General features: G+C 41.3%; 20 protein-coding genes. 12 read left to right on the top strand and 8 right to left on the bottom strand.

The window, feature by feature from the left end; translation table 11 throughout:
• The first annotated feature begins 1 nt into the window (after position 1).
• Entirely contained in the window at positions 2–1,471 is a 1,470-nt protein-coding gene (locus tag FAM09_RS02975) for a vanadium-dependent haloperoxidase (protein ID WP_243751571.1), read from the top strand.
• On the opposite strand, the gene FAM09_RS02970 is transcribed toward FAM09_RS02975, so the two are convergent.
• On the bottom strand, positions 1,455–2,030 hold the full coding sequence (locus FAM09_RS02970) for a hypothetical protein (protein ID WP_136575585.1): 576 nt from the start codon (positions 2,028–2,030) through the stop codon (positions 1,455–1,457). The two genes, FAM09_RS02975 and FAM09_RS02970, sit on opposite strands and share 17 nt — an antisense overlap.
• Before the next feature lie 1,198 nt (positions 2,031–3,228).
• Here FAM09_RS02970 and FAM09_RS02965 point away from each other — a divergent pair.
• Entirely contained in the window at positions 3,229–3,843 is a 615-nt protein-coding gene (locus tag FAM09_RS02965; protein ID WP_136575584.1) for a fibronectin type III domain-containing protein, read from the top strand.
• A gap of 135 nt (positions 3,844–3,978) precedes the next feature.
• Here the strand turns inward: FAM09_RS02965 and FAM09_RS02960 are convergent, their stop codons facing one another.
• The 4 genes from FAM09_RS02960 to FAM09_RS30985 form a co-directional block, all read right to left on the bottom strand.
• The gene (locus FAM09_RS02960) at positions 3,979–4,305 is read right to left on the bottom strand and encodes a hypothetical protein (protein ID WP_136575583.1); all 327 of its coding nucleotides are present in this window, start codon (positions 4,303–4,305) and stop codon (positions 3,979–3,981) included.
• Between the two features lie 70 nt (positions 4,306–4,375).
• On the bottom strand, positions 4,376–4,756 hold the full coding sequence (locus FAM09_RS02955) for a hypothetical protein (protein ID WP_136575582.1): 381 nt from the start codon (positions 4,754–4,756) through the stop codon (positions 4,376–4,378).
• A 478-nt stretch (positions 4,757–5,234) separates the two neighbouring features.
• Positions 5,235–5,468 (bottom strand): WGxxGxxG family protein, encoded by a 234-nt coding sequence (locus tag FAM09_RS02950; RefSeq protein WP_136575581.1) that lies wholly within the window; start codon positions 5,466–5,468, stop codon positions 5,235–5,237.
• Between the two features lie 219 nt (positions 5,469–5,687).
• Entirely contained in the window at positions 5,688–5,834 is a 147-nt protein-coding gene (locus FAM09_RS30985) for a hypothetical protein (protein ID WP_153825439.1), read from the bottom strand.
• Positions 5,835–5,988: 154 nt separating this feature from the next.
• Between FAM09_RS30985 and FAM09_RS02945 the strand changes: the two genes are divergently transcribed.
• Entirely contained in the window at positions 5,989–6,489 is a 501-nt protein-coding gene (locus FAM09_RS02945; protein ID WP_136575580.1) for a hypothetical protein, read from the top strand.
• Positions 6,489–6,941, top strand: coding sequence for a DUF421 domain-containing protein (locus FAM09_RS02940; protein WP_136575579.1), 453 nt, complete (start codon positions 6,489–6,491; stop codon positions 6,939–6,941). Before FAM09_RS02945 ends, FAM09_RS02940 begins: the two co-directional genes overlap by 1 nt.
• A gap of 43 nt (positions 6,942–6,984) precedes the next feature.
• Here the strand turns inward: FAM09_RS02940 and ku are convergent, their stop codons facing one another.
• Entirely contained in the window at positions 6,985–7,758 is a 774-nt protein-coding gene (gene ku / locus FAM09_RS02935; protein ID WP_136575578.1) for a non-homologous end joining protein Ku, read from the bottom strand.
• Between the two features lie 836 nt (positions 7,759–8,594).
• Between ku and FAM09_RS30610 the strand changes: the two genes are divergently transcribed.
• Positions 8,595–8,741: a response regulator gene (locus FAM09_RS30610; protein WP_153825438.1), complete on the top strand. Its 147-nt coding sequence runs from the start codon at positions 8,595–8,597 to the stop codon at positions 8,739–8,741.
• 146 nt (positions 8,742–8,887) lie between these two features.
• Here FAM09_RS30610 and FAM09_RS02930 read toward each other — a convergent pair whose 3' ends face one another.
• Positions 8,888–9,184 (bottom strand): hypothetical protein, encoded by a 297-nt coding sequence (locus FAM09_RS02930; protein ID WP_136575577.1) that lies wholly within the window; start codon positions 9,182–9,184, stop codon positions 8,888–8,890.
• Between the two features lie 271 nt (positions 9,185–9,455).
• Between FAM09_RS02930 and FAM09_RS02925 the strand changes: the two genes are divergently transcribed.
• The gene (locus FAM09_RS02925) at positions 9,456–9,926 is read left to right on the top strand and encodes an Hsp20/alpha crystallin family protein (protein ID WP_136575576.1); all 471 of its coding nucleotides are present in this window, start codon (positions 9,456–9,458) and stop codon (positions 9,924–9,926) included.
• A 412-nt stretch (positions 9,927–10,338) separates the two neighbouring features.
• Here the strand turns inward: FAM09_RS02925 and FAM09_RS02920 are convergent, their stop codons facing one another.
• Positions 10,339–10,563, bottom strand: a complete 225-nt coding sequence (locus FAM09_RS02920; RefSeq protein WP_136575575.1) for a hypothetical protein — start codon at positions 10,561–10,563, stop codon at positions 10,339–10,341.
• Positions 10,564–11,245: 682 nt separating this feature from the next.
• On the opposite strand from FAM09_RS02920, the gene FAM09_RS02915 reads away from it, so the two are divergent.
• The 6 genes from FAM09_RS02915 to FAM09_RS02890 all read left to right on the top strand — a co-directional run bounded on the left by FAM09_RS02915 (position 11,246) and on the right by FAM09_RS02890 (position 20,317).
• Positions 11,246–12,622 carry a PQQ-dependent sugar dehydrogenase gene (locus FAM09_RS02915; protein ID WP_136575574.1) on the top strand — a complete coding sequence of 459 codons (1,377 nt, stop codon included), beginning with the start codon at positions 11,246–11,248 and terminating at the stop codon, positions 12,620–12,622.
• Between the two features lie 149 nt (positions 12,623–12,771).
• The gene (locus tag FAM09_RS02910) at positions 12,772–13,629 is read left to right on the top strand and encodes a helix-turn-helix domain-containing protein (protein ID WP_136575573.1); all 858 of its coding nucleotides are present in this window, start codon (positions 12,772–12,774) and stop codon (positions 13,627–13,629) included.
• A 276-nt stretch (positions 13,630–13,905) separates the two neighbouring features.
• A complete protein-coding gene (locus FAM09_RS02905) occupies positions 13,906–14,664 on the top strand; it encodes a DUF3800 domain-containing protein (RefSeq protein ID WP_166437008.1) in 759 nt (252 codons plus the stop codon).
• A gap of 502 nt (positions 14,665–15,166) precedes the next feature.
• Positions 15,167–15,931 (top strand): type I methionyl aminopeptidase, encoded by a 765-nt coding sequence (gene map, locus FAM09_RS02900; RefSeq protein WP_136575571.1) that lies wholly within the window; start codon positions 15,167–15,169, stop codon positions 15,929–15,931.
• Positions 15,932–16,004: 73 nt separating this feature from the next.
• A complete protein-coding gene (locus FAM09_RS02895; RefSeq protein WP_136575570.1) occupies positions 16,005–16,412 on the top strand; it encodes a DinB family protein in 408 nt (135 codons plus the stop codon).
• 704 nt (positions 16,413–17,116) lie between these two features.
• Complete coding sequence (locus FAM09_RS02890; protein ID WP_136575569.1) at positions 17,117–20,317, top strand: SusC/RagA family TonB-linked outer membrane protein; 3,201 nt, start codon at positions 17,117–17,119, stop codon at positions 20,315–20,317.
• Positions 20,318–20,326 lie beyond the last annotated feature (9 nt).

Raw genomic sequence — 20,326 nt, 5'->3', positions numbered from 1 at the left:
TATGACAGAATTCGCAGTTCGTTTGTTTGATATGTCAAAAAGCCGGCGTCCCGCCTTGCGGGACGTCGGTATATTTTCCTATGCCTTGTTGAAGACTCTGCTATTGATGGCATTGCTCTTGCTGCAACTGGCAGCTTCAGCCCAAACGAGGGTAAGCAAAAAGCCGGTAATAAAAAAGAATGAGGCCACCGCCTTCACCCGTTATCTGCAGCCAGCGGTTTTTTCTTTATCGAAAGTAATGATGCATGATGTGGTGAACCCGCCGGCTGCTGCGCGGTATTATGCTTATTGCATGTTGGGCGCCTATGAGATCGTATCGCAAAACGATGCCAGGCTAAGCAACCTGGGCGGGTTGCTGAAGCAATACAAACAACCGGTTATAACAACTAAGACTACTAATTACGATCATCGCATAGCGGCGGTATACTGTATTTTAGAAACCGGCCGGCTTATGCTGCCTTCGGGTTACCGGCTGCAGGAAGAAGAAGAACAGTTTATTGCCGAACAGCAAAAATTGAAAGTACCCGCAGCGGTCATTGACAGCTCGATAGCGGTAGCCAAATACCTGGCGGCACGTATTGTGGATTATTCCAAAACAGACCGGTATGGCAGGTTAAGTGCGCAATTACGCTATACCCCGGTAAAGGGCGAAGGGTATTGGTATCCTACGCCGCCGGCCTATATGGAAGCGGTTGAACCCAACTGGAAAACCGTTCGGCCATTTGTGATGGATTCGTGTAACCAGTTTCCGCCATTGCCGCCGGTTGCGTTTAGTAAAGACAGCAACAGCCATTTTTACAAATTGGCCAAAGAAGTGTATGATGCTTCTGTAAAAGCCACGCCCGAGCAGTTGAACATTGCATCGTTCTGGGATTGCAATCCATTTGTGGTGGCAACATCGGGCCATATGTCTATCGGGTTTAAAAAGATCAGTCCGGGCGGGCATTGGATGAACATTGCCGCCATTGCCGCGCAAAAGGCGCAACTGGATTTTACCGCTACCATCACGGTGCAAACATTGGTAGGCATTACCATCATGGATGCTTTTATTAGTTGCTGGGATGAAAAATACCGCAGTAACCGTATACGGCCCGAAACGTACATCAACCGCTACATCAATATAAAATGGCAGCCATTACTGCAAACGCCGCCCTTCCCTGAGTATACCAGCGGGCACAGTGTAGTATCCACTGCTTCGGCAGAAGTGCTTACTTATTTGTTCGGTGATAAATTTTCTTATATCGATAATTCGGAGGAGCTGTTTGAAATTCCCGCCCGGTCCTTCACATCATTCAGGCAAGCGGCAGCGGAAGCAGCCATTTCCCGGCTATATGGCGGCATTCATTACCGCGATGCCATTGAAAATGGACAGCAGCAGGGTAGGGATGTGGGGGCGTTTATTGTTAGCCGGTTGAAGGAGGTGGGCATTAAGCCGGTGAAGTGCGTTGACCGGTTCAACAATTCTCTTTAATCCATTGTTTAAATACTAATTGCTCATAAAAGAAATTTAAAAAAACATCCGGTCCAATTACATAAAATGGTTTCTTGAATATTCTTTTTTCAAAATTCTCTATAAGCCAGAGATAGTCATTCCAATTTTCAAAGAAGGGAATTATTTTCGTTTTAAAAAGGTCCATAATGGCGGGAATGTTATTTTCCAATTCAAACTCAGCCCCTTTATAAAAATTATTATAAAACAATTTATTCAGGTTTTTCTCCGGTTCTCCTAATGATAATAAGAGATCGTACAGCGTGGTTTCAATTAATAACTTCTCTTGTCTGCATTTTTCCAGGGGAAACTCTTTTTCTAACAGGTCAAATACCACGACCATTAAAATATCGAAACGAGGTTCCTCACGACGCACGATGTTTGAAACAATGCTGAATTCATCGAATGGCAACACCCATGTATATTTGTCAAGATTTTTATAACCCAATTCTTCCATTGGAGCGTATAATATCTTTAGTAATTGTTCGTGGTGCATGCTTAATTTTTTAATGAGCGTTCCCGCTAAATGTAAGGAGGCCATATGTCCTGGGTTTGTACGATCCAATGATTATCACGTGCTTTTTGTAACCCATATCAAGGAATGCGGTTTCAAGTGGCTTAATAAGTTCTTTGTAGTCCATTTGTAAAAATTTAATGATTATTATAAATAGCAAAGGCCGCTACTAACTAGCGGCCTTACCTATACTAAAATAAGATAGTTTTTTTAAAATCCGTTTAGCTGTTAAATTTATTGATCTTGCTCATCTATTGGGGGTTGAAGTTGATCAGGGAAAGCTGATAGTTTGTAATTATAACCGCGGAGTTGAATTGCAATACCTGTAAGTTGCGTGGCAATGCTGTAGGGTTTGTTTACGATAGCTATTGTTTGATTACAGCGTCTGACTTCTTAATTTCTATATATATTAATCATCATGCAAGGCCTTTGGTTTGAATGATGGCCTGCCTGGTTCGCAAAACATAATAGCTTGTTTGTTGTACGATCTATCTATTCCCATTGCAATATCATATATGTCGGTTGGCTAAATGAAAAAGCTGGAATGCAATGGTCATTGTTCGGAATGCAAGGCATATAAGCCGGATTGCAGGGCTTATAGATCGAAAACAAAATGCATTGTTCAATGTACAAGGCATATTGTTTGCGATGCAATGGGTGTGTTTTGCACTACAAGGCCTGTAATTTCAATAACAAGACAGATCATCTGCAATACAAGGAGCCTTTAATCAAATGCAAAAGCTATTTTGTAAATGGCTAAACAGGATTGTAGTCGAACAAGCCTCACTGCATTTCAAACTATGCTTATTGTAATTCAAACTATAAGCCTCGCAATTCAACTTACGTGTTTCGGCAATTAATTTTCTTCTAATGTCAATCGAATTAAAGGTATTGGCAATTACGTCAAGATTGTCAGACAACGAAAACACCGCCAAAAGTGGATAATATGGCCATAATGGCCACAATGGCCAAAATGGCCAGGGGTTTCGAAAGTGCCCTCTACATTTGTGTCAGATAACGGCAACTAAAATGAATGAACGTACCGTGGTGTATTTAGAAACGATTTTCGGTTCAGTACAAAGGATCCTCATCGGTTGCGTTTAAACATTCAGGAAGCAGTTATTGATCAGCTTTGTTGGCCAACAAGTTGAAGCTTTGTTTTAGCCTGCCTGCCGGCAGGCAGGTAGCAGGTATTTTAATTTATTAATGTTTAAAAAATAATTTTATGAGTAACAAAGTAAACACTTCATTTAACAGAGGCCGGGATGGCGACCTGGTAAATGAAAGCTATGTAGTCATAGATAATATGACAGATAATACATATTTCCCGAATCCCAATCCTACCGTGGCCGTGTTAAAGCAGGCTACCCAGGAATACCAGCAATCATTGTATGATGCATCTGGCCGGGACCAGAAACTGGTTGCTATTAAGGATAACAAGCGAACGGTTTTGCGCGCTGTGTTAACGCAACTGGCAGAGTATGTAAACTCAGTTGCTAATGGCAACAGGGAAATATTGTTAAGCAGTGGCTTTAAGTTGACAAAGAATCGGGGAGAAGCCGATGACCTAAGGCCAATTGGTGATTTGGAAGTACGGACAGACGCTCCTGAGCAGGCTACCGTTCGTATCAAAAGGGTACCGGGTGCAAAAGCGTATGTCTATGAGTATACTACCGGTGTGGTTACCAACGAAAGTATATGGATAGCCAGAACTATTACGGAGCCCTCATATACGTTCAGGGGCCTTCAGTCTGGCGTGAAATATTCGTTTCGCGTAATTGCCATCGGACGGGGCGAAAAGTCGGTATTTTCACCCATTTTATCACGATTTATTCAGTAAGTAATTGCTGAGTGGCATTGTGATGGGATGATGATACCTATTGCAACAAAGGATAGCAATATCCTTGCTCACGTGGTCCCGATTTATCGGGGCCACGTTTTTTTATGCCTGGTTACCCTGGTACAGGTCTTTCATTCAACTCTCCATAATAAAATCCAGTATCGTTTGCAGGTCGAGTTCAGTATACGTCTGAAGATCATAGTAAGTCACAGGACCGCTTACAGATAGGCCAATTGACTCCCGCACATCATTCAGCAGGCTACGGGCTGCTTCCGGAGTACAGTCATACATATATTCAACGTCTTTGGGATAGATACTAAATCGACCAGGCCTTTCCCGGTATTTCTTACGCTGAACGGCTTCAGTGTCAGTATAGCTCCAGTCGTTATCCCTTATGTTGGTGGGCATGTCGTACCAATCCCTGGTTTGATAGAATGTGTACCATGGGTGGTCGGGTTCCATTTCGGTGTATATTACTCTACAAAACTCCTGGTAACTCATATAGCATGCATATTGAAAGTGAATAACGTTGTTAACTTTCCATTATGAACGTATGGATGGTTTCATAATCAAGATGAGATTGAGCACAAAAATCTTTGATTGTAACAGGAGCTCCCTTTGGTAAACCTATTTCTTCGCGAATATACTGCAGGTACCGGCGGGCTGTACGGGCTGATTTTCCATAGATGGCAACGAGGTCACTGGGGTAAATAACCAGGCGTGCATCTCTTTTGTAAAAAACCAGGCGTTCCGGTTCATGCGCATCACGATATAAAATGGCGTCCCATTCCACTGAACTGGGATGATCATAAAAGTCGCGCGTTCTTAAAAACCTTCTTCTCAGTGTTTGGTAACTGGCGATTTTGCGGGAAGGATAATGGGGTATTTTAAACGCTTTTGCTTCTGCGAGCATATGTTAGGTTTAATGATTGCAGGAATTAAAAAATAAGAGAACACTTATACAGTACGCGTAATAAGTAATTATAAGATGATTGAAAAAAATTACAGCTTACTAATCAGAGGAGCCATTTACCAATTCAGGAGCATCAATTGCAGGAGTATTAAAGATAATGTAAAAACGCCATCGAAAAAAATAACTGAGGTGAGTTTAAAGAAATGTATAGCAAAACCTTTGAAGGCGCAATGTGTATTGCATACAAACACGGCAATACCATTTTTGCATCATCCTTCACCGCTTATGCTATATCTTTATCATTTCTGCTAATGCTACCGATGCTCCAGCCTCTGCAAATGCCTTTACATTGAATAGTTCTTAAACTATTGCATACGTTTTTATGATCGCTAGTTATATCCTAGCGTCTGCCATACCTTAATACATGAACGCAGTTAACCTGGCTGCTTAGCAGCCAGGTTACTGTATTGGGTTCGTACTATGGATTCCTGCTTACCCTTGTTCTGTTATCATCATCCCTTCTTCGCAATCCAGCCAGCCCAATCAATCCAAGTAATCCTGCAAGCCCCCATTTTCCGGTGTTGTCATCTTCATTCCGATCGGCGGTCTGCGCAGCCGAAGTGTTGGTTTCATTTTGTGCCAGCAGCGGCGTGGCAATGGTCAGGCTACAGCATAATACTACCGCAATGAAAGGTTTTGCAAACTTTTTCATTTTATTTTTTTTAGGTGATCAAATGTTCCGTCCTGCAACATGCAGCATCGGATGCTATCACCGGGAACGGTATTGAATAAAGGCAAAGGTGGTTTATCGAACTACGTAAACATTTTGTTCATTTTCCCATAAAATTTCTAAAGGATCTGTTATTGGCTCAAAGGAGAATTAATAGATTTTCACTCGAAAGAAATAAACTAATGGATATTACCTGCTTTTTCAAACTGTTTTCTTTTTGGCTGTTTTTTTCCTGGCAGATTTTTTACCAGTTGCTTTTTTCGCCTTGCTTCTCTGATACGCTTGCTCGTGGTCTTGTTGACTGATGCGTTTGGCATCTGCTTTTTTCTTCATTGGATTGTCTGCCATAATTTTATCTTTCTATTAGTTGTAAAAATATTATGCCAGTGAATGTTATTGTTGAATTCGCAGCAAAAATGACAACCACCGAAAACTGAAGACACCATTCTCTATAATTGGCCTGGCAAGCAAATTGAATCAAATTTTTAATATCTATATATACATGACTGAAAATAAACAATCAGTTGAAACTGTTCGGCACAAACTTCAACTGGACGAAAGCCTGGAACAACATAAAAGGGGTTGGATTATTCAGAAAATTGGTTGGGGGATCCTGTATTCCGCGCTGATCCTGGCACTTGCAGGTGTTTTTGGTTCCGGACCATTAAGCTACAAGACACTAATCAAAAATGGTAACAGTGTAAAGTATGAACGTTTTCTGCGGTATGAAAGTGAAGCAGAAATGACATTTAATATTCAGAATGCAAAAGACAGTATTACACTGGAAATACCCCAGCAATATATGCAGTATATCGACCTGCATTCCATTACCCCTTTGCCTCATAGTAACAGGACCGTTAATGATGTAACCACTTATTATTTCCATGCTTTACGTACGGCCAATATACATTGTCATCTGATGGCCAAAAGAACCGGTAGTATAACGGCAATTATTAAAGTAAATGAAACGCCTTTTACAATTAGTCACCAAATTTATCCATAATGAATCCGGTAATTAGGGGAATAATAATATACTTGTTCCTGATGCTTGTCTTCAGGCTTAGCGGAAAGCGAACGTTAGCGCAAACTACTCCTTTTGAACTCGTTCTGCTGCTGATTATCAGTGAAGTGACCCAGCAGGCGCTTGTGGGAGAAGATTATTCCATTACCACCTCCCTCATTCTTATTACCACTTTGATAGGCGTTGATCTGCTTTTCTCCATGATCAAGCATAAATGGAAAGGGTTTGAAAAAATAACAGAAGGTTCTCCGCTTATTGTAGTAGCAGATGGCAAGCTGTTACAGAACAGGTCGCGCAAGTCAAGGGTAAGTGAAGAAGACGTTCTGGAAGCAGCCCGTAATATACACGGCCTTGAACGCCTTGATCAAATAAAATATGCTGTACTTGAACTGGATGGCACTATTTCAATTATTCCTAAAGAATCTGCAGTTTGAAATAGTTATTATGAGGAAATATGTCATCAAAGCCTCAATACCATTATGATGCTTTTTTGCGTTTTACATGAAGAGATGCTTTTAGTTTTTCCATCAGGTCGTCAGTTGTAGCGGTGTGCACAATTTTGAGTTGTTTGCCTTTTGATTTCCCCCTGGCTTTCGCTTCAATTACTTCGAGCACCTTTGCTGAGTAAGTATCTGTATACTCTTCAGCCTTGAACGGCCTGGAAAGCTGTGCAATTAACAGGCTCGCCATCTTAAGTTCATCATTCTTTATCGCTGCATCAGGAATTACCAACCCTGCTTCACTTCTGATTTCATCAGAAAAGCGAAGCTTGTGAAGAGCCAGCACTTTTCTTAGGGGTTTGATAAGACAAAGCCATTCCTTACCATGGAAAACCAATCTGCCTATTGCCGCTTTTCCCTCTAATGTCAAAGCATCACGTATAAGGATATATGCTTTGGCACCCACTTTGTCTGGTTCTAAAAAATAATGATTTTCATAATACAAAGCGTTTATTTCATTTTCATTAACGAATTGTACAATGTCAATGTGATCAACTTTTTCTGGCGCTGCTTTTTGCAAATCTGCATCATCAACTATTACGTACGTGTTATTCATTGGGTAGCCACGTACAATGTCTTCCTGCTGCAATTCTTTGCCTGTGACTTCGTTTACTTTCTTATACCTAACTCTGGCATGATCCTTTTTGTCTAGTTGTACAAAGGAAATTCTGCTTTCTTCCGTCGCCAGGTACATTCGAACCGGAATATTAACGAGTCCGAAGCCGAGCGAACCATTCCACATCGAGCGCATACACAATTTTTTAATTATAGACGAGCAGGGTGCTTTGTCAGAACCCAGGTTCAGTATCAGCCGTTCAATAATTTGCCTGTAATAGATTTATACAAAGGGGGGATTATACCTTCAGAAGACATGGGTCGGTGGAGGTTCTTATCTGCCTGGTAATCTAGGGCAATTGTTTAAACTCCAAAAACAGAGGAGATAATTTTTAGTGCCGAACGGATAGTTTATGTTCCAGGATTTGATAATTCCGGCAATGTATCGGGTGGATTGCTTTCAGGCCTCATATGTTGTTCTCGCAACAAAATTATACATTTTCCATTTACCAGAATATTTTCAGCGGCTTCAGGTACACCCCTAGCTATTTCGCACAACTTTCGTTCCATTCATCTTTCATTTCATTGCCTTCGGGCGTAAACCTTGAAATATCCAGGAGGCCAATACCTCAAACAGGCTGTTCCTGAAACCACCCATCAGTGAATACAGTAATAAAAATGGGGAAATATATCGGCACATTAAAACCGGTGGTTTATTTTTTTGTTTGTAATAATCTGCATAATTTTAGTTACACACGGAAATATTCAATACACCGTTGTTCATACACTTCTCCGGCTTATCAGTTTTCAATTTAATTTATTGACCCTTGAATTAGTTTGGCTGGTTCTGCATTGACTCCACTACACGTGTGGCTTATATATCAATTACTGATGCCGGAAAAAAATGAGTTGACATGCCTGCATGTAAGTATAGCCTGTGAAACAAATGCTCTTTGTTAAGGAATCAGCCCATTGTCGCGGGTTGATATAAAAATAGGGGGAAAAGTCATTTTTTTTAATTAAACGGTCATTATGAAAAAGCATTTTTTTGTCATTGATGATGATGAGGAAGATGTACAATTGATCCTGGATGCATTAAGCACAATGAATGCGGATTTAAAATGTACGTGGGCAAAAAGTGGCGAGCAGGCATTGGCCCCCCGACATTTCAAGCGTTGATATGAACTCAGAAAAAGTGATCCCTTGAATGGGACGATCCACAATGGCGAGGATATTAAACGCTGGTACGCCTGCAACACCTAATGGAGTACTTTTGTCCACTAGGTACTACCGGCAAGTACAAACTTGTTCAGCCTAAGGATTACTCAAAACAGTGCTTTGCCAAGATTATGTTGGGTAAAGATCTCTTTGGTAACAATGCGGCAATTTTCCGTTAATTGATCGAGTGTACAACTCAAGATGTTAATATTGATGGGAAGTCCATTCGACGTTTCCATCAGTTCTATATACAGCATATTTTGTTCGTTCACTTCTTTGTCTCCTTTCAGTTTTTCGAATAACTTTGCGGCTGTCTCACGGTCATTACCTATTTCAAAGCGCCCATAGCTCTCAGGCCCGGCTGATGTTTTAATATGGCAAATAATATAAAATCTGGTTTGCATAGTCTGGGTTTATTATTGGTTATACTTTTATAAACAATAAAAATACCAAGCAGGCAGGGGGTATTACTTCTTCTATGGGGTACTGTCAAATTTTCAAATTTATCTTTGTGCGTTTCTGCATTTTTTGCATAAAAAATGACAAAAATTAAGTCGGAATAGCGCTGGCATATGACTTGAAAAGGGTATAATAGAATTGTATTCCTATTTATGATTTTGTTTAATTGTTTACTATGAAATTATTTCTTAACAAACTTATAAAAAGGAGGAATTTATGGCAAACATCATGAAAAGAGAAAATAGTCGTCAACCGGCAACTTTTGGAAGTGTAGTTGATCAGATCTTCCAGAATAATTTATCCCGTTTTTTCGATGATTCTTTTTGGGGACTGAATGCCGGTGAAATAGAGCGTGCTAAGGTGCCTGTAAACCTGCGGGAAACAGACGCCACTTATGAAATGGAACTGGTTGCCCCTGGTTTACGGAAGGAAGATTTTCAGTTGAATGTATCTGGTGATATACTTACGGTTTCTTTTGAAGAAAAGAATGAAAATAAGGAAATGAACAAAGAAGAAGGATGGGTACGGCAGGAATACCGGAAACACTCATTCAGCCGAAACTTCCATTTGAATGACGCTATTGATGCAAACAGTATAAATGCGCGTTATGAAAATGGGATACTATATGTAACGCTTCCTAAAAATGAAAAAGCAAAACAGGTTTTAAAAACCATTAAAGTAGCGTAATTAATTGAAAAAGTAAAAAAGGTCCCTCGATACATCGGGGGACTTTTTTTTGATACAATGCGACCGTTTTTACCCAACCTGTTCTCACAAACTTTAGCTGGCTGCAGGAATACCAAACTTACTTACATACTTGTTCGTAATGTGCACAAAGAATGCTATTTATTCATACTTGTGTCTCTTTGTGTTGATACGCTGGTATCACTCGTACTATTGGTGGTATCGCGTGTACTATTGTTAGTGGCTGTACTGTCAGACGAGTTACCAGTGGTGGATTGTGGTGGATTGCAGGCACTAAAGGCTGCCAAGACGATTACTAATGCGAAAAAGATGTTTTTCATAAATTAGTTTTTACTTCATCTACTTATTCAATTTCCCTGCCACGCTTTTAATTCAATTGATGGCCCTAATGGTTTTATAGTGGATCATGCGTTTTCTGCTTATTATTTACACAAAACGGATACTCATGCCCAATGCGATTGAGGTAGTTGATCATTGCTTCGCTTGGTGGTACAACAGGTTGCGATAGCGATGCAGCTTGTTTTGTTATCTTTTGATTTTTGAAAAATCCGTCGGGGAGCGTTTTGTTTATGCGAGGCAGGTTCAATAATGAAGAAAAACTTACTGGTGACTTTTTCATATAGGTTTAACGTTTAATGGCTTTTACAGCGGTTAAAATGTATTATTAAATTCCAGCTTTACAGGGGGGGATCGCTACAATCCGGGCATTGAAACCAATAAAATATTTAAACCTTAAATGCGGATACTTTAAATCGTTAGTAAAAATTAAAATATTTATTTATAACGGCCAAAAAACATAATACCTATCATATTTTAACTTCTTTTTTTCATTTTGTATAATGCCTACTAAAGAAAAATCCGATCTCAAAACGATCGGATCTCTCGACTCTAACCGGATGGATATTCAAAATTGGACGGTGTACTTTTTGAACTTAATACATAAGTTACGAATAAATCATCTTATATAGCAATGTCAAACATTTGATGTCAATCAACTTCTTTTTAAACCCTTTTTTTTTATATTGAATTTACGTACCTTATTATAAGATCGGAACAACCTTTGCTCATAATTACCTTAAATGCTTAGTAACCCCTGGACTATCTCTTTTGTTATTCTTCCTGATGTTCCAATGAAGCTAATTCTGTTGAATTACCACTTAAAATGTAATAACCTTTAAAAAACTTCGGGGTTGTGGGCAATATCCTACATGGGTCTCACTGTTGAAAGTTTTATGCACTGTATATGACAGCGCATGGGTTTAGTTTGTCTCATTTATTTTACGTTACTTAAATAATGCGTTATGAAGACTATTCAACCAAACATTGCCCGTTTTTTGATTGCTGGCTTTACCTTACTGGGTACAATAGGTTTGCTCGGCATACTCTTGCAAAGTTGTAAGAAATCGAATGGTTCCCAAATAACCGGCATTGATATGGAATTGCTGGCTGAAGGATTTGTATCGCCGATACAGGTTCTTTCTACGCACCATAGCGAACGGCGTTATGTGATTGACCAGATCGGAAAAGTATGGCTCATTGATAGAAATGGATATAAGCGGCCTACGCCTTTTTTGGATATAAGCAGTAAGTTGGTAGCACTTAATCCAAATTATGATGAACGGGGACTGCTGGGGATTGCTTTTCATCCAGAATTTAAAACTAATGGCCGCGTTTTTGCCTATTATCAGCTACCACCTCGCCCCGGTGGCCCGGTTCCCGGCGCTTCCTGGAATAACTTAAGCCGTATTTCGGAATTCAGGGTTGTGCCCGACGTTTTCAGGGCAGACCCGAACTCTGAAAAGGTGATCCTGGAATTCGATGACCCACAATTCAATCACAACGGCGGGTCGCTGGCTTTTGGATCCGACAACTACCTGTATATCTCTATAGGGGATGGGGGCGGAGCTAATGATGTTGGGCCGGGGCATGTTAATGACTGGTACCTGGTTAATGGCGGTGGCAATGCGCAGAATATTGAAGCTAATTTTTTAGGTAAGATCTTATGTATTGATGTTGACTCAGGGTCACCTTATGTCGTACCATCCACAAATCCGTTTGTAAATAAACCAGGCAAAGATGAGATCTTTGCATTTGGGTTTCGCAATCCCTACCGCATGTCGTTTGATATGGGAGGTGAGCACCAGCTAATTACTTCTGATGCCGGTCAGGTTTTGTGGGAAGAAATAAATATTGTAAGAAAAGGCGCAAATTATGGCTGGAATGTACGGGAAGGGAACCATTGCTTCAATACAACTGACAGTTCGAAGGTTTTATCAACCTGCCCTGCAATTGATGACAGGGGAAAGCGGTTACTTGATCCGGTAATAGAGATCAATAACTGGCAAAACCCGCTGGGTGGTAAAGCAACTACCATTATCGGCGGTTATGTTTATCGTGGCAATAAAATTAATGGCTGGAATGGTAAATATGTTTTCGGCACCTTTTCACAATCGCCTTCAACCGCCAATGGAGAACTATTTATTGCAACCCCGCAATGGAGCGAAGAACCTGCTCCCTGGACTTATGAAGAAGTTACTCTTATTGGTAATCCCGATGATGTGGGTTATTATTTAAGAGGCCTCGGACAGGATGATGATGGTGAAATATATCTTGCCGTTTCTTCCATGCCTGGCCTCCAGGGTACTACAGGCAAGGTATTTAAACTTGTTCAGCGCTAGAATTTACTCAAATAGTCACCTTAACACCTAGGAAAGGATTTCCCTTCTTAATGATAAACCCTGAACCAACAATTGAACCAGTTTCATGGGCGGAATCTGATCAATCTCATCCATTCCGGGCCATACCCGGAAATTCGTACTTTTAATACATGGATGCCGACATACATACCTTGTATGAGTCAGATTTCTACCGCATAATGGATTTCAAATGCCGGTGCACCGATTGTCGTACGTCTAAACCGGAATACTGCACCGCTTTTTCGATCAGTTTTGTGCGCAAAGGCAATTTCCTGTTTAATGTATTTCGACAGTCACTCGATTCATATAGTGGTTGCGTACTGGTTACTAAACCAGGTTACGAACGCACGGTGACCCATACCCACGCTATTCCCGATGAATGCACCATCTTTGAATTTAAAGAGGATTTCTTACAGGAGATGTTGGCGCATTACAGTGGCATTCCATTTTTCCAGGATAACGACTGGCATTCAACGCTGATAAAAACCAATGCCGAAACCGAGTTCCTGCACTTTCAGATCATAAAGCTCATCCTCACCCGCTCTGGCGGGAAGCTGCAAATTGATAACCTGGTAATGGAGGTGATTGAAAAGGTGTTGGGGAATATTACTGATTACAAACCCGACCATCGCATCAATTCCCGGTTAAAGCAAAATCACCTGGTCACCATTGAAAGGGCGAAAGACTATCTCTCCAATCATTTTACCGATGATATATCGCTGATGCAGATAGCTGCTTATTGCTATGTAAGTCCATTCCATTTCAGTCGGCTTTTTAAAACGTTCACTTCCGAATCACCGCATCAATTCCTGTTGACGCTTCGGTTAAAAAATGCAGAGTTGTTATTGCGCAACACCATGCAGCCTGTTGCAGATATTGCTTTTTCATCAGGTTTTAACAGCGTTGAACATTTTACGGCTGCCTTCAAACAGAAATATGATTGCCCGCCGGCGGCCTACCGGCATCAGCATGCAGTGGGTTCTGATTAGTAATTCATTTCTGTCCCTGCCAGCGTAAAGCATTTTACCCTTATCGTAACGATTTGACACTTAATTGGAGGAGGATTGATCTAACAATCTAAGATAGGCTAACTTGATTATTATCAATTTATTTTATAAGGGTGAAAAAGGGAGATCATTAACTTGGGAGGGCAATGAGAAAAATTTACTTTTAATATATATTAATTTCTATTAATTTTATATCGCGGTTGAGAGGGCTGCCCACGCGGTTCGTTGATGCAAATCACTCGGCTGCATTTTTATTTTATGCATCTTCTGTATTTGGATGATTCTGGATCGGTTCTTAACTCCAATGAAGAATATATAGTATTAGGTGGGCTCTCAATTTATGAGACACAGGGTTTTTATCTTTCAAATGAATTGGATAAAATCGCTCAAAGCGTTGATCCAAGAAATTACGGAGATATTGAATTTCATGCTTCAGAAATATTTTCTCGTCGAACACCTCCCTGGGATAAGCTAAGCCGAGAAGAAGCACAAGGAATTATTAAGGCTGTTCTTAAGGTTTTAGCAACTTCTTCCAATTCAACTTATGCTTTTGCGTGTGCTATACATAAGCAATCTTTTTTAGGTAATGATTGTCTTAATTTGGCATTCGAAGATTTATGCCAAAGATTTGATACATATTTATCAAAAATAAATGCGGAAGGGGATAGACAAAAAGGGTTATTGATTTTGGATGAGAGTTCCCATGAAACTACTTTGCAAGGGTTGGCAAATAATTTTCGAAAAATTGGCACTCAATGGGGTAGTATAAGACATCTTGCGGATACACCTTTTTTTGTTAATTCAAAGGCATCCAGAATAATCCAATTAGCGGATCACGTAGCTTATTCTGTATTTCGAAGATACAATCAGGGGGATGCTAATTATTTTGATATTATAGCTCATAATTTTTTTCAGGCTGATGGGGTTTTTCACGGATTAGCTCATAAACAAAAGTCAAATCCATTATGTGTATGTTTAGCATGTTCTACTCGTAGAAAAGTTCCTAATTCAATTTGAATGTTTCGCATTGTGCTTGAAATTTCCAAAAATTCTTTATTTTGTTCTTTGCTCATCATTCGGTATCCCCAATGCCTAAACCGGGTTCCTGCACTTTCAGATCATAAAGCTCATCCTCACCCGCTCTGGGGTAAGCCATTCCGCCCTGCTTTTTCATCAGAATACTACTTTCATGTGATACAGATGATTTGATCTCCTCGGGTTTTGGCAATAAATATAACTGTAAGGCAACAGCTAAAATGAATGAATTCTGATTCTATGTGCCTCTTTCTTACTTAGTTAGGAAATATCCCGCTACTTATTATACATAACAGGAATGTCCTGATCATAACAATGTAGAATACGCTGTTTACGGTATTGTACTGCCTTAACATGCCGGTTACTTTTGCTGTATACATTTCTCAACAATAACAGAATATGAATTTTCAATGCATGAGAAAGCACCATGATGCTTTCTCATGCATTTCTATACTTACCTTTATGCAAAAACTACATCGCAACCATGTCTATAACTAAAGAATCTGAACTGGCCGGCATGAAAAAAGCCAGCGAAGCTGTTGCCCTTACCCTGAAAGAAATGACCCAATATGCGGCGCCGGGCATGACCACAAAACAACTGGATGAATATGGCGCAAAGGTCCTGAACGCGTTTGGTGCAAAGTCGGCTCCTTATTTAACCTATGGATTCCCCGGCTGGACCTGCATTAGCGTCAACAACGAATTTTGCCACGGCATTCCTTCTCATAAAACCATCCTTAAAGAAGGCGACCTTATTAATATAGATGTTTCGGCAGAGCTGGATGGATTTTGGTCAGACAATGGCGGCTCGTTTGTATTGGGTAATGACATTCATCACCACCAACAACTGATCGATGCATCCAGGGCCATTCTTCAAAAAGCCATCAACCATATAAAAGGCGGTGTGCGCATCGCAGACATTGGCCACCTGATAGAAACCGAATCGAAAAAGCGGGGCTATAAGGTGATCAGGAACCTGACCGGCCACGGTGTTGGCAGAAGCCTCCATGAAGAGCCTTCGGAGATTGCAAATTACCGTGACCGTTCTAATAATACGCGATTCAGGAAGAACTCGGTAGTTGCCATTGAAACATTCATTTCTACCAGCTCTACTCTTGCCACCACCCTGCAGGATGGCTGGACGATGGTTGGTAACAGGGGCGGTTTTATGGCGCAACACGAGCACACGATTGTAATTACCGATGACATACCGATTGTGCTTACGGAGATGAACGGGATCTGGAATTAAGGTTCCTGAAAATAGCAGGATTCCTTAAGTGTTCGGGAAAGCCGCTGTATAGCTTTGCTGAAAATACAGCATCATGAAAGAACAATTATTGTCAACCGTTGAAAATTCAAAGAATTACACCTTGCAGGTGGCCGGGGCCATGCCTGAAAAAGGGTATCATTTTAAACCGGCCGGGGCCGGCTGGAATTTTGGCGAATTAATGCATCATATAGCCTATGGCATCCAATGGTGGCAGGATAATTATGTAACGGGCAACAAAACCGGTTGGGACCCGCCACCAACTAAAAATAATAAGCAGGAAATTGTAGCGTATCTCACCTGGGCCTATGATACGCTTCAGAAAACGCTCAGGCAACAACCGCTTAACGATCAGTCAAAAAATGGCGTGCATGCAACCATCGATCACATCACGCATCACCGCGGGCAGGCCGTTTTGTATTTAAGAACAAATGGTATAGAACCACCAGAATACGTGTATTAACCAACTGAAATTAAAAACCCGGCTGCCAGTAACTGAACAGCCGGTTTTTTGTATTTATTATTATAACCCGTCTCGGGCTTTTGGGTTTCGGGTATCTCCGGTTTTATGCCTCATTGCCTCGTTGCCTTGATCTCACCTCTGTGTGACAAAGTGTCAATTAAACAAGTATTCATTTGCTATTAGCTTTTTAATATTGTAAGCAGCCTTCTTCTTTATATGTATTTCATATTAGCAAAAAGGGGCGATTACTCCCTCTTTTTGGTTACCAAAATGCCTAACTACCCCCTTTTTTTGGTCTATGCCCCCCGCCTCATTTTTCATGATGTATGATATTTTTGATTAATAAAGATGCAAACAGACAATCTTTATTAATGCCGATAAATTGCCATAATGTCTGTTCCCTTTTCAGCAAATTTTAATTCAAAACTAAAAACGATTGTTATGCCTCATCTCCTTTGCATATCTGCAACTGATAAGTGGATCCCACTTTTTTTTACAGGAATTAGTTAATCGATTAAGCAAAAGCCCTTACTGGCACAGAGAAATCTTATAAATAATTAATTGTTTTCAGCCAAAACGAAAGCCTCATTTCGCTGATATGCGTGTGGCGGCATTTTACCTGCTGAACTAACTAACAACAAACGAATCATTGGTAACCAAGACGTCGTAATAATAGAGATTCATTTATCATTTAAAAACTGCTTATGCGCAAAACCAAAAATTTAACCAAACGGAGAGCCGGAATCAGGGCGATGGCATTTGCCACTTCGCTTTTATTAGCCCTGCTGCTGCAAGTGCAGTTAATGGCCCAACAAAAAACCGTAGCCGGTAAGGTGGTGAATGCAGCCTCCGGTGAGCCGATCGCTGGCGCCAGTATTGTTGTTAAAGGAACAAATATGGGAGGGACAACCGATGAAAAGGGAATTTTTTCTTTGAGTGTACCTGTCGGTGTAACTACACTGATGGTGAGCTACACCGGATTCCTGGAAATGGAAATACCGGCGTCGGAGAATATTCGTACAATCAAATTGACTGCGCTCGGTGATATGGGAGAAGTGGTGGTGGTAGGCTATGGAAAGCAGAAGAAGACCACGCTTACCGGCGCCGTAGAAATAGTTTCAGGTAAAACTTTCGAAAGCCGTGCGGTAACCAATGTGGCGCTGGCTTTGCAGGGTGTTACACCGGGTTTGGTAGTTACCCGTTCTTCTCCAAGGCCGGGTAATGAAGGGCTTAACCTGGTAATACGCGGCCTGAGCTCTGTGAACGGAAGCGCTCCCCTGATCATCATTGACGGGGTACCTGCCCTGAACTCATTTTCATTTTTAAATATGAATGCCGATGATATCGAAAGCATCTCCGTATTGAAAGACGCATCGGCAACCATTTACGGAAGCGCTGCCGCCAATGGGGTAATACTGGTTACCACCAAACGGGGAAAAGGAAAAACCAAATACGATTTTACAAGCAACTTCCGATTCAACACAAATGGTATTACGGGCTATTCTCCGAGCATGCAGCAATATGCCACTATGTGGATTGAGGCCAATAAGGAAGAAACAAATCCTAACTGGTGGGTATGGGGAAGCAAGGATAATATGTTGAAGATGCAGGAGGGTTATGAGGGCGTTTGGCGTTTCTCTACCTGGCCCGGTGTTGACTATTTTATTTATAATGCCAACCGCATTAAAGAAATGTTTGCCACCCGGTATTCGCATCAAAATAATGTAAGCGTTTCGGGCGGCAACGAAAAATCTTCATACCGCATATCACTTGGGTTTGCTGATAACAAGGGCAACCTGGCAACGGCCTACGATGGGCAAAAACAATATAATGCCCGCTTCAACTACGATATTAAATTATCTGAAAAACTGAAACTGGAAACCGCTATCAGCCTGGTTGATGCTAAAACCAGCACGCCATCTGCCGGTTTGGATAATACGTTGTACGGTTATGATATGCCGTTTTTCCCTGCCAAGAACCCTTCGGGACAGTGGTTTGCCACATTTAATGGGGTTGATGGCGGCGCCAACAGGAACGCCGCGGCCCGAACCAGCGATGGCGGCCGTGATAATCAAAATTCGTTGACCGGAAGAATTGATGTGAAAGCCATTTTCCAGGTGTATAAAGACCTGTCAATAGAAGGACTTGCTTCCTTGCAGAATGAACGCTTTAACCAGGAAAGGTATCTCTTAGCCGTACCTGTGTACAATTGGTATGGCCGGCAAACCGGATGGGCCGGGGCTCTTGACACTACCAAAACCAGCTATTTTACAAGAGCATGGACTAGCGCCATTCAGTATTATCAGTTGGTGATGCGATATAACAAAACTTTCAAAGGGTTACATAATTTCTCGGCAGTTGCCGGTATCGATGCGCAAAAATTCAATTACAACTGGGTTTCGGCTAACCGTATTGGTTTTACCGACCTGGGCGTGCAAAATATCAGTCTGGCTTCAACCGCTACACAAACCAACGATGGATTTAGTTCACAAACGGGCAACTACGCTTATTTGGCCAGGTTGAATTATGGTTATGACGACAAATACCTTGTAGAATTGCAGGGAAGGATCGATGGAAGTTCCCGCTTTGCAGCCGGCCATAAGTTCCAGAAATATGGTGGCATTTCTGCAGGATGGGTATTTACGAACGAAGACTTCTTAAGCAACATTACTTCTATACTTAATTACGGTAAATTAAGAGCAAGCTATGGTAGTTCGGGTAACCAGGCTGCAGGGCTTGGCGAATTTGACTACTTATCATTGGTAAGAATGGGTACAACGGTACTGGGATCGCCTGCAGCTTTGCAGAATTCTTCTTCCTTGCTTAACAATGGTTTGATCAGCTATTCCAGAACGTGGGAAAGAGTAGAGCAAAAGAACGTAGCGCTTGAATTGGGTTTCTTTAACAACCGGCTGTCTTCCACAGTAGAATATTTTACCAAGGATAACATCGGAATGTTGATCAACGTAAACTATCCTTCTGTGTTGGGTGGCAGTGCGCCCCCAACCAATAGCGGCCATTTCAATACCAAAGGATGGGAAGTAATTCTGAAGTGGAATGAAACGAAGAAAGACTGGTCGTACAATATTGCAATTAACATGAGCAATACAAAAACCAGGGTTACCGGTGTTCAGGGTGCCGATGGCTACGGTGCCGGAAGAAATGGTATCGTAAACGGACTGCCTTTTCAACCCTGGTTTGTTTATAAAACAGATGGTTATTTCGCCGATCAGAAAGAAGTGGACGCTTATTATGCAGCATATGGCTCCAGCGGCGACCTGGCTGCCTATCCGCAAAACAATCTGGCTGTAGCCCTGCGTCCTGGCGATACAAAGAAGGTGGATGTAGCAGGCTCCGGCAGTATTACAGGCACCGGCAACCAAAAGAGTTCGTTGGTATATGCAGGTGATGGAACGCCGCATTACACATTCGGTATAAATCTGGGCGGTTCCTGGAAAGGTTTTGATTTGAACGCATTTTTCCAGGGTCAGTTAAAGCAATTGATGATGCGCAATGGTTATATGGCCTATCCATTCAATGCCCTCTTTACCAACCAGAACCCCAAGTTCCTGGGGCAAACCTGGACAGCAGAGAATACCGATGCTATTTTCCCCCGCTTAACGGTGAATCCAAACCGTGCAAGATGGAACTATGCCAACAACGATTTCATGTTACAGAATAACCGGTATGTTCGTTTGAAAACTTTGATCGTAGGCTATAGCCTGCCGCAATCTTTAATTAAGAAAGCAAAGCTCGAAAAAGTGAGATTCTATTTCTCAGGAAACGATTTGTGGGAACTGGCGCATATCAAAGATGGATTTGATCCTGAAATGGGTGAAACTTCTCAAAACGCAGGTTATCCTTTTGCCAGGACCTGGTCGTTTGGCGTAAACGTTGGATTTTAAAAAACTGAA

Source organism: Niastella caeni (assembly GCF_004834005.1).
Lineage (GTDB): Bacteria > Bacteroidota > Bacteroidia > Chitinophagales > Chitinophagaceae > Niastella > Niastella caeni.
The sequence above is the reverse complement of the archived record's forward strand: the minus strand, read 5'-3'. Positions and strand labels throughout refer to the sequence as shown.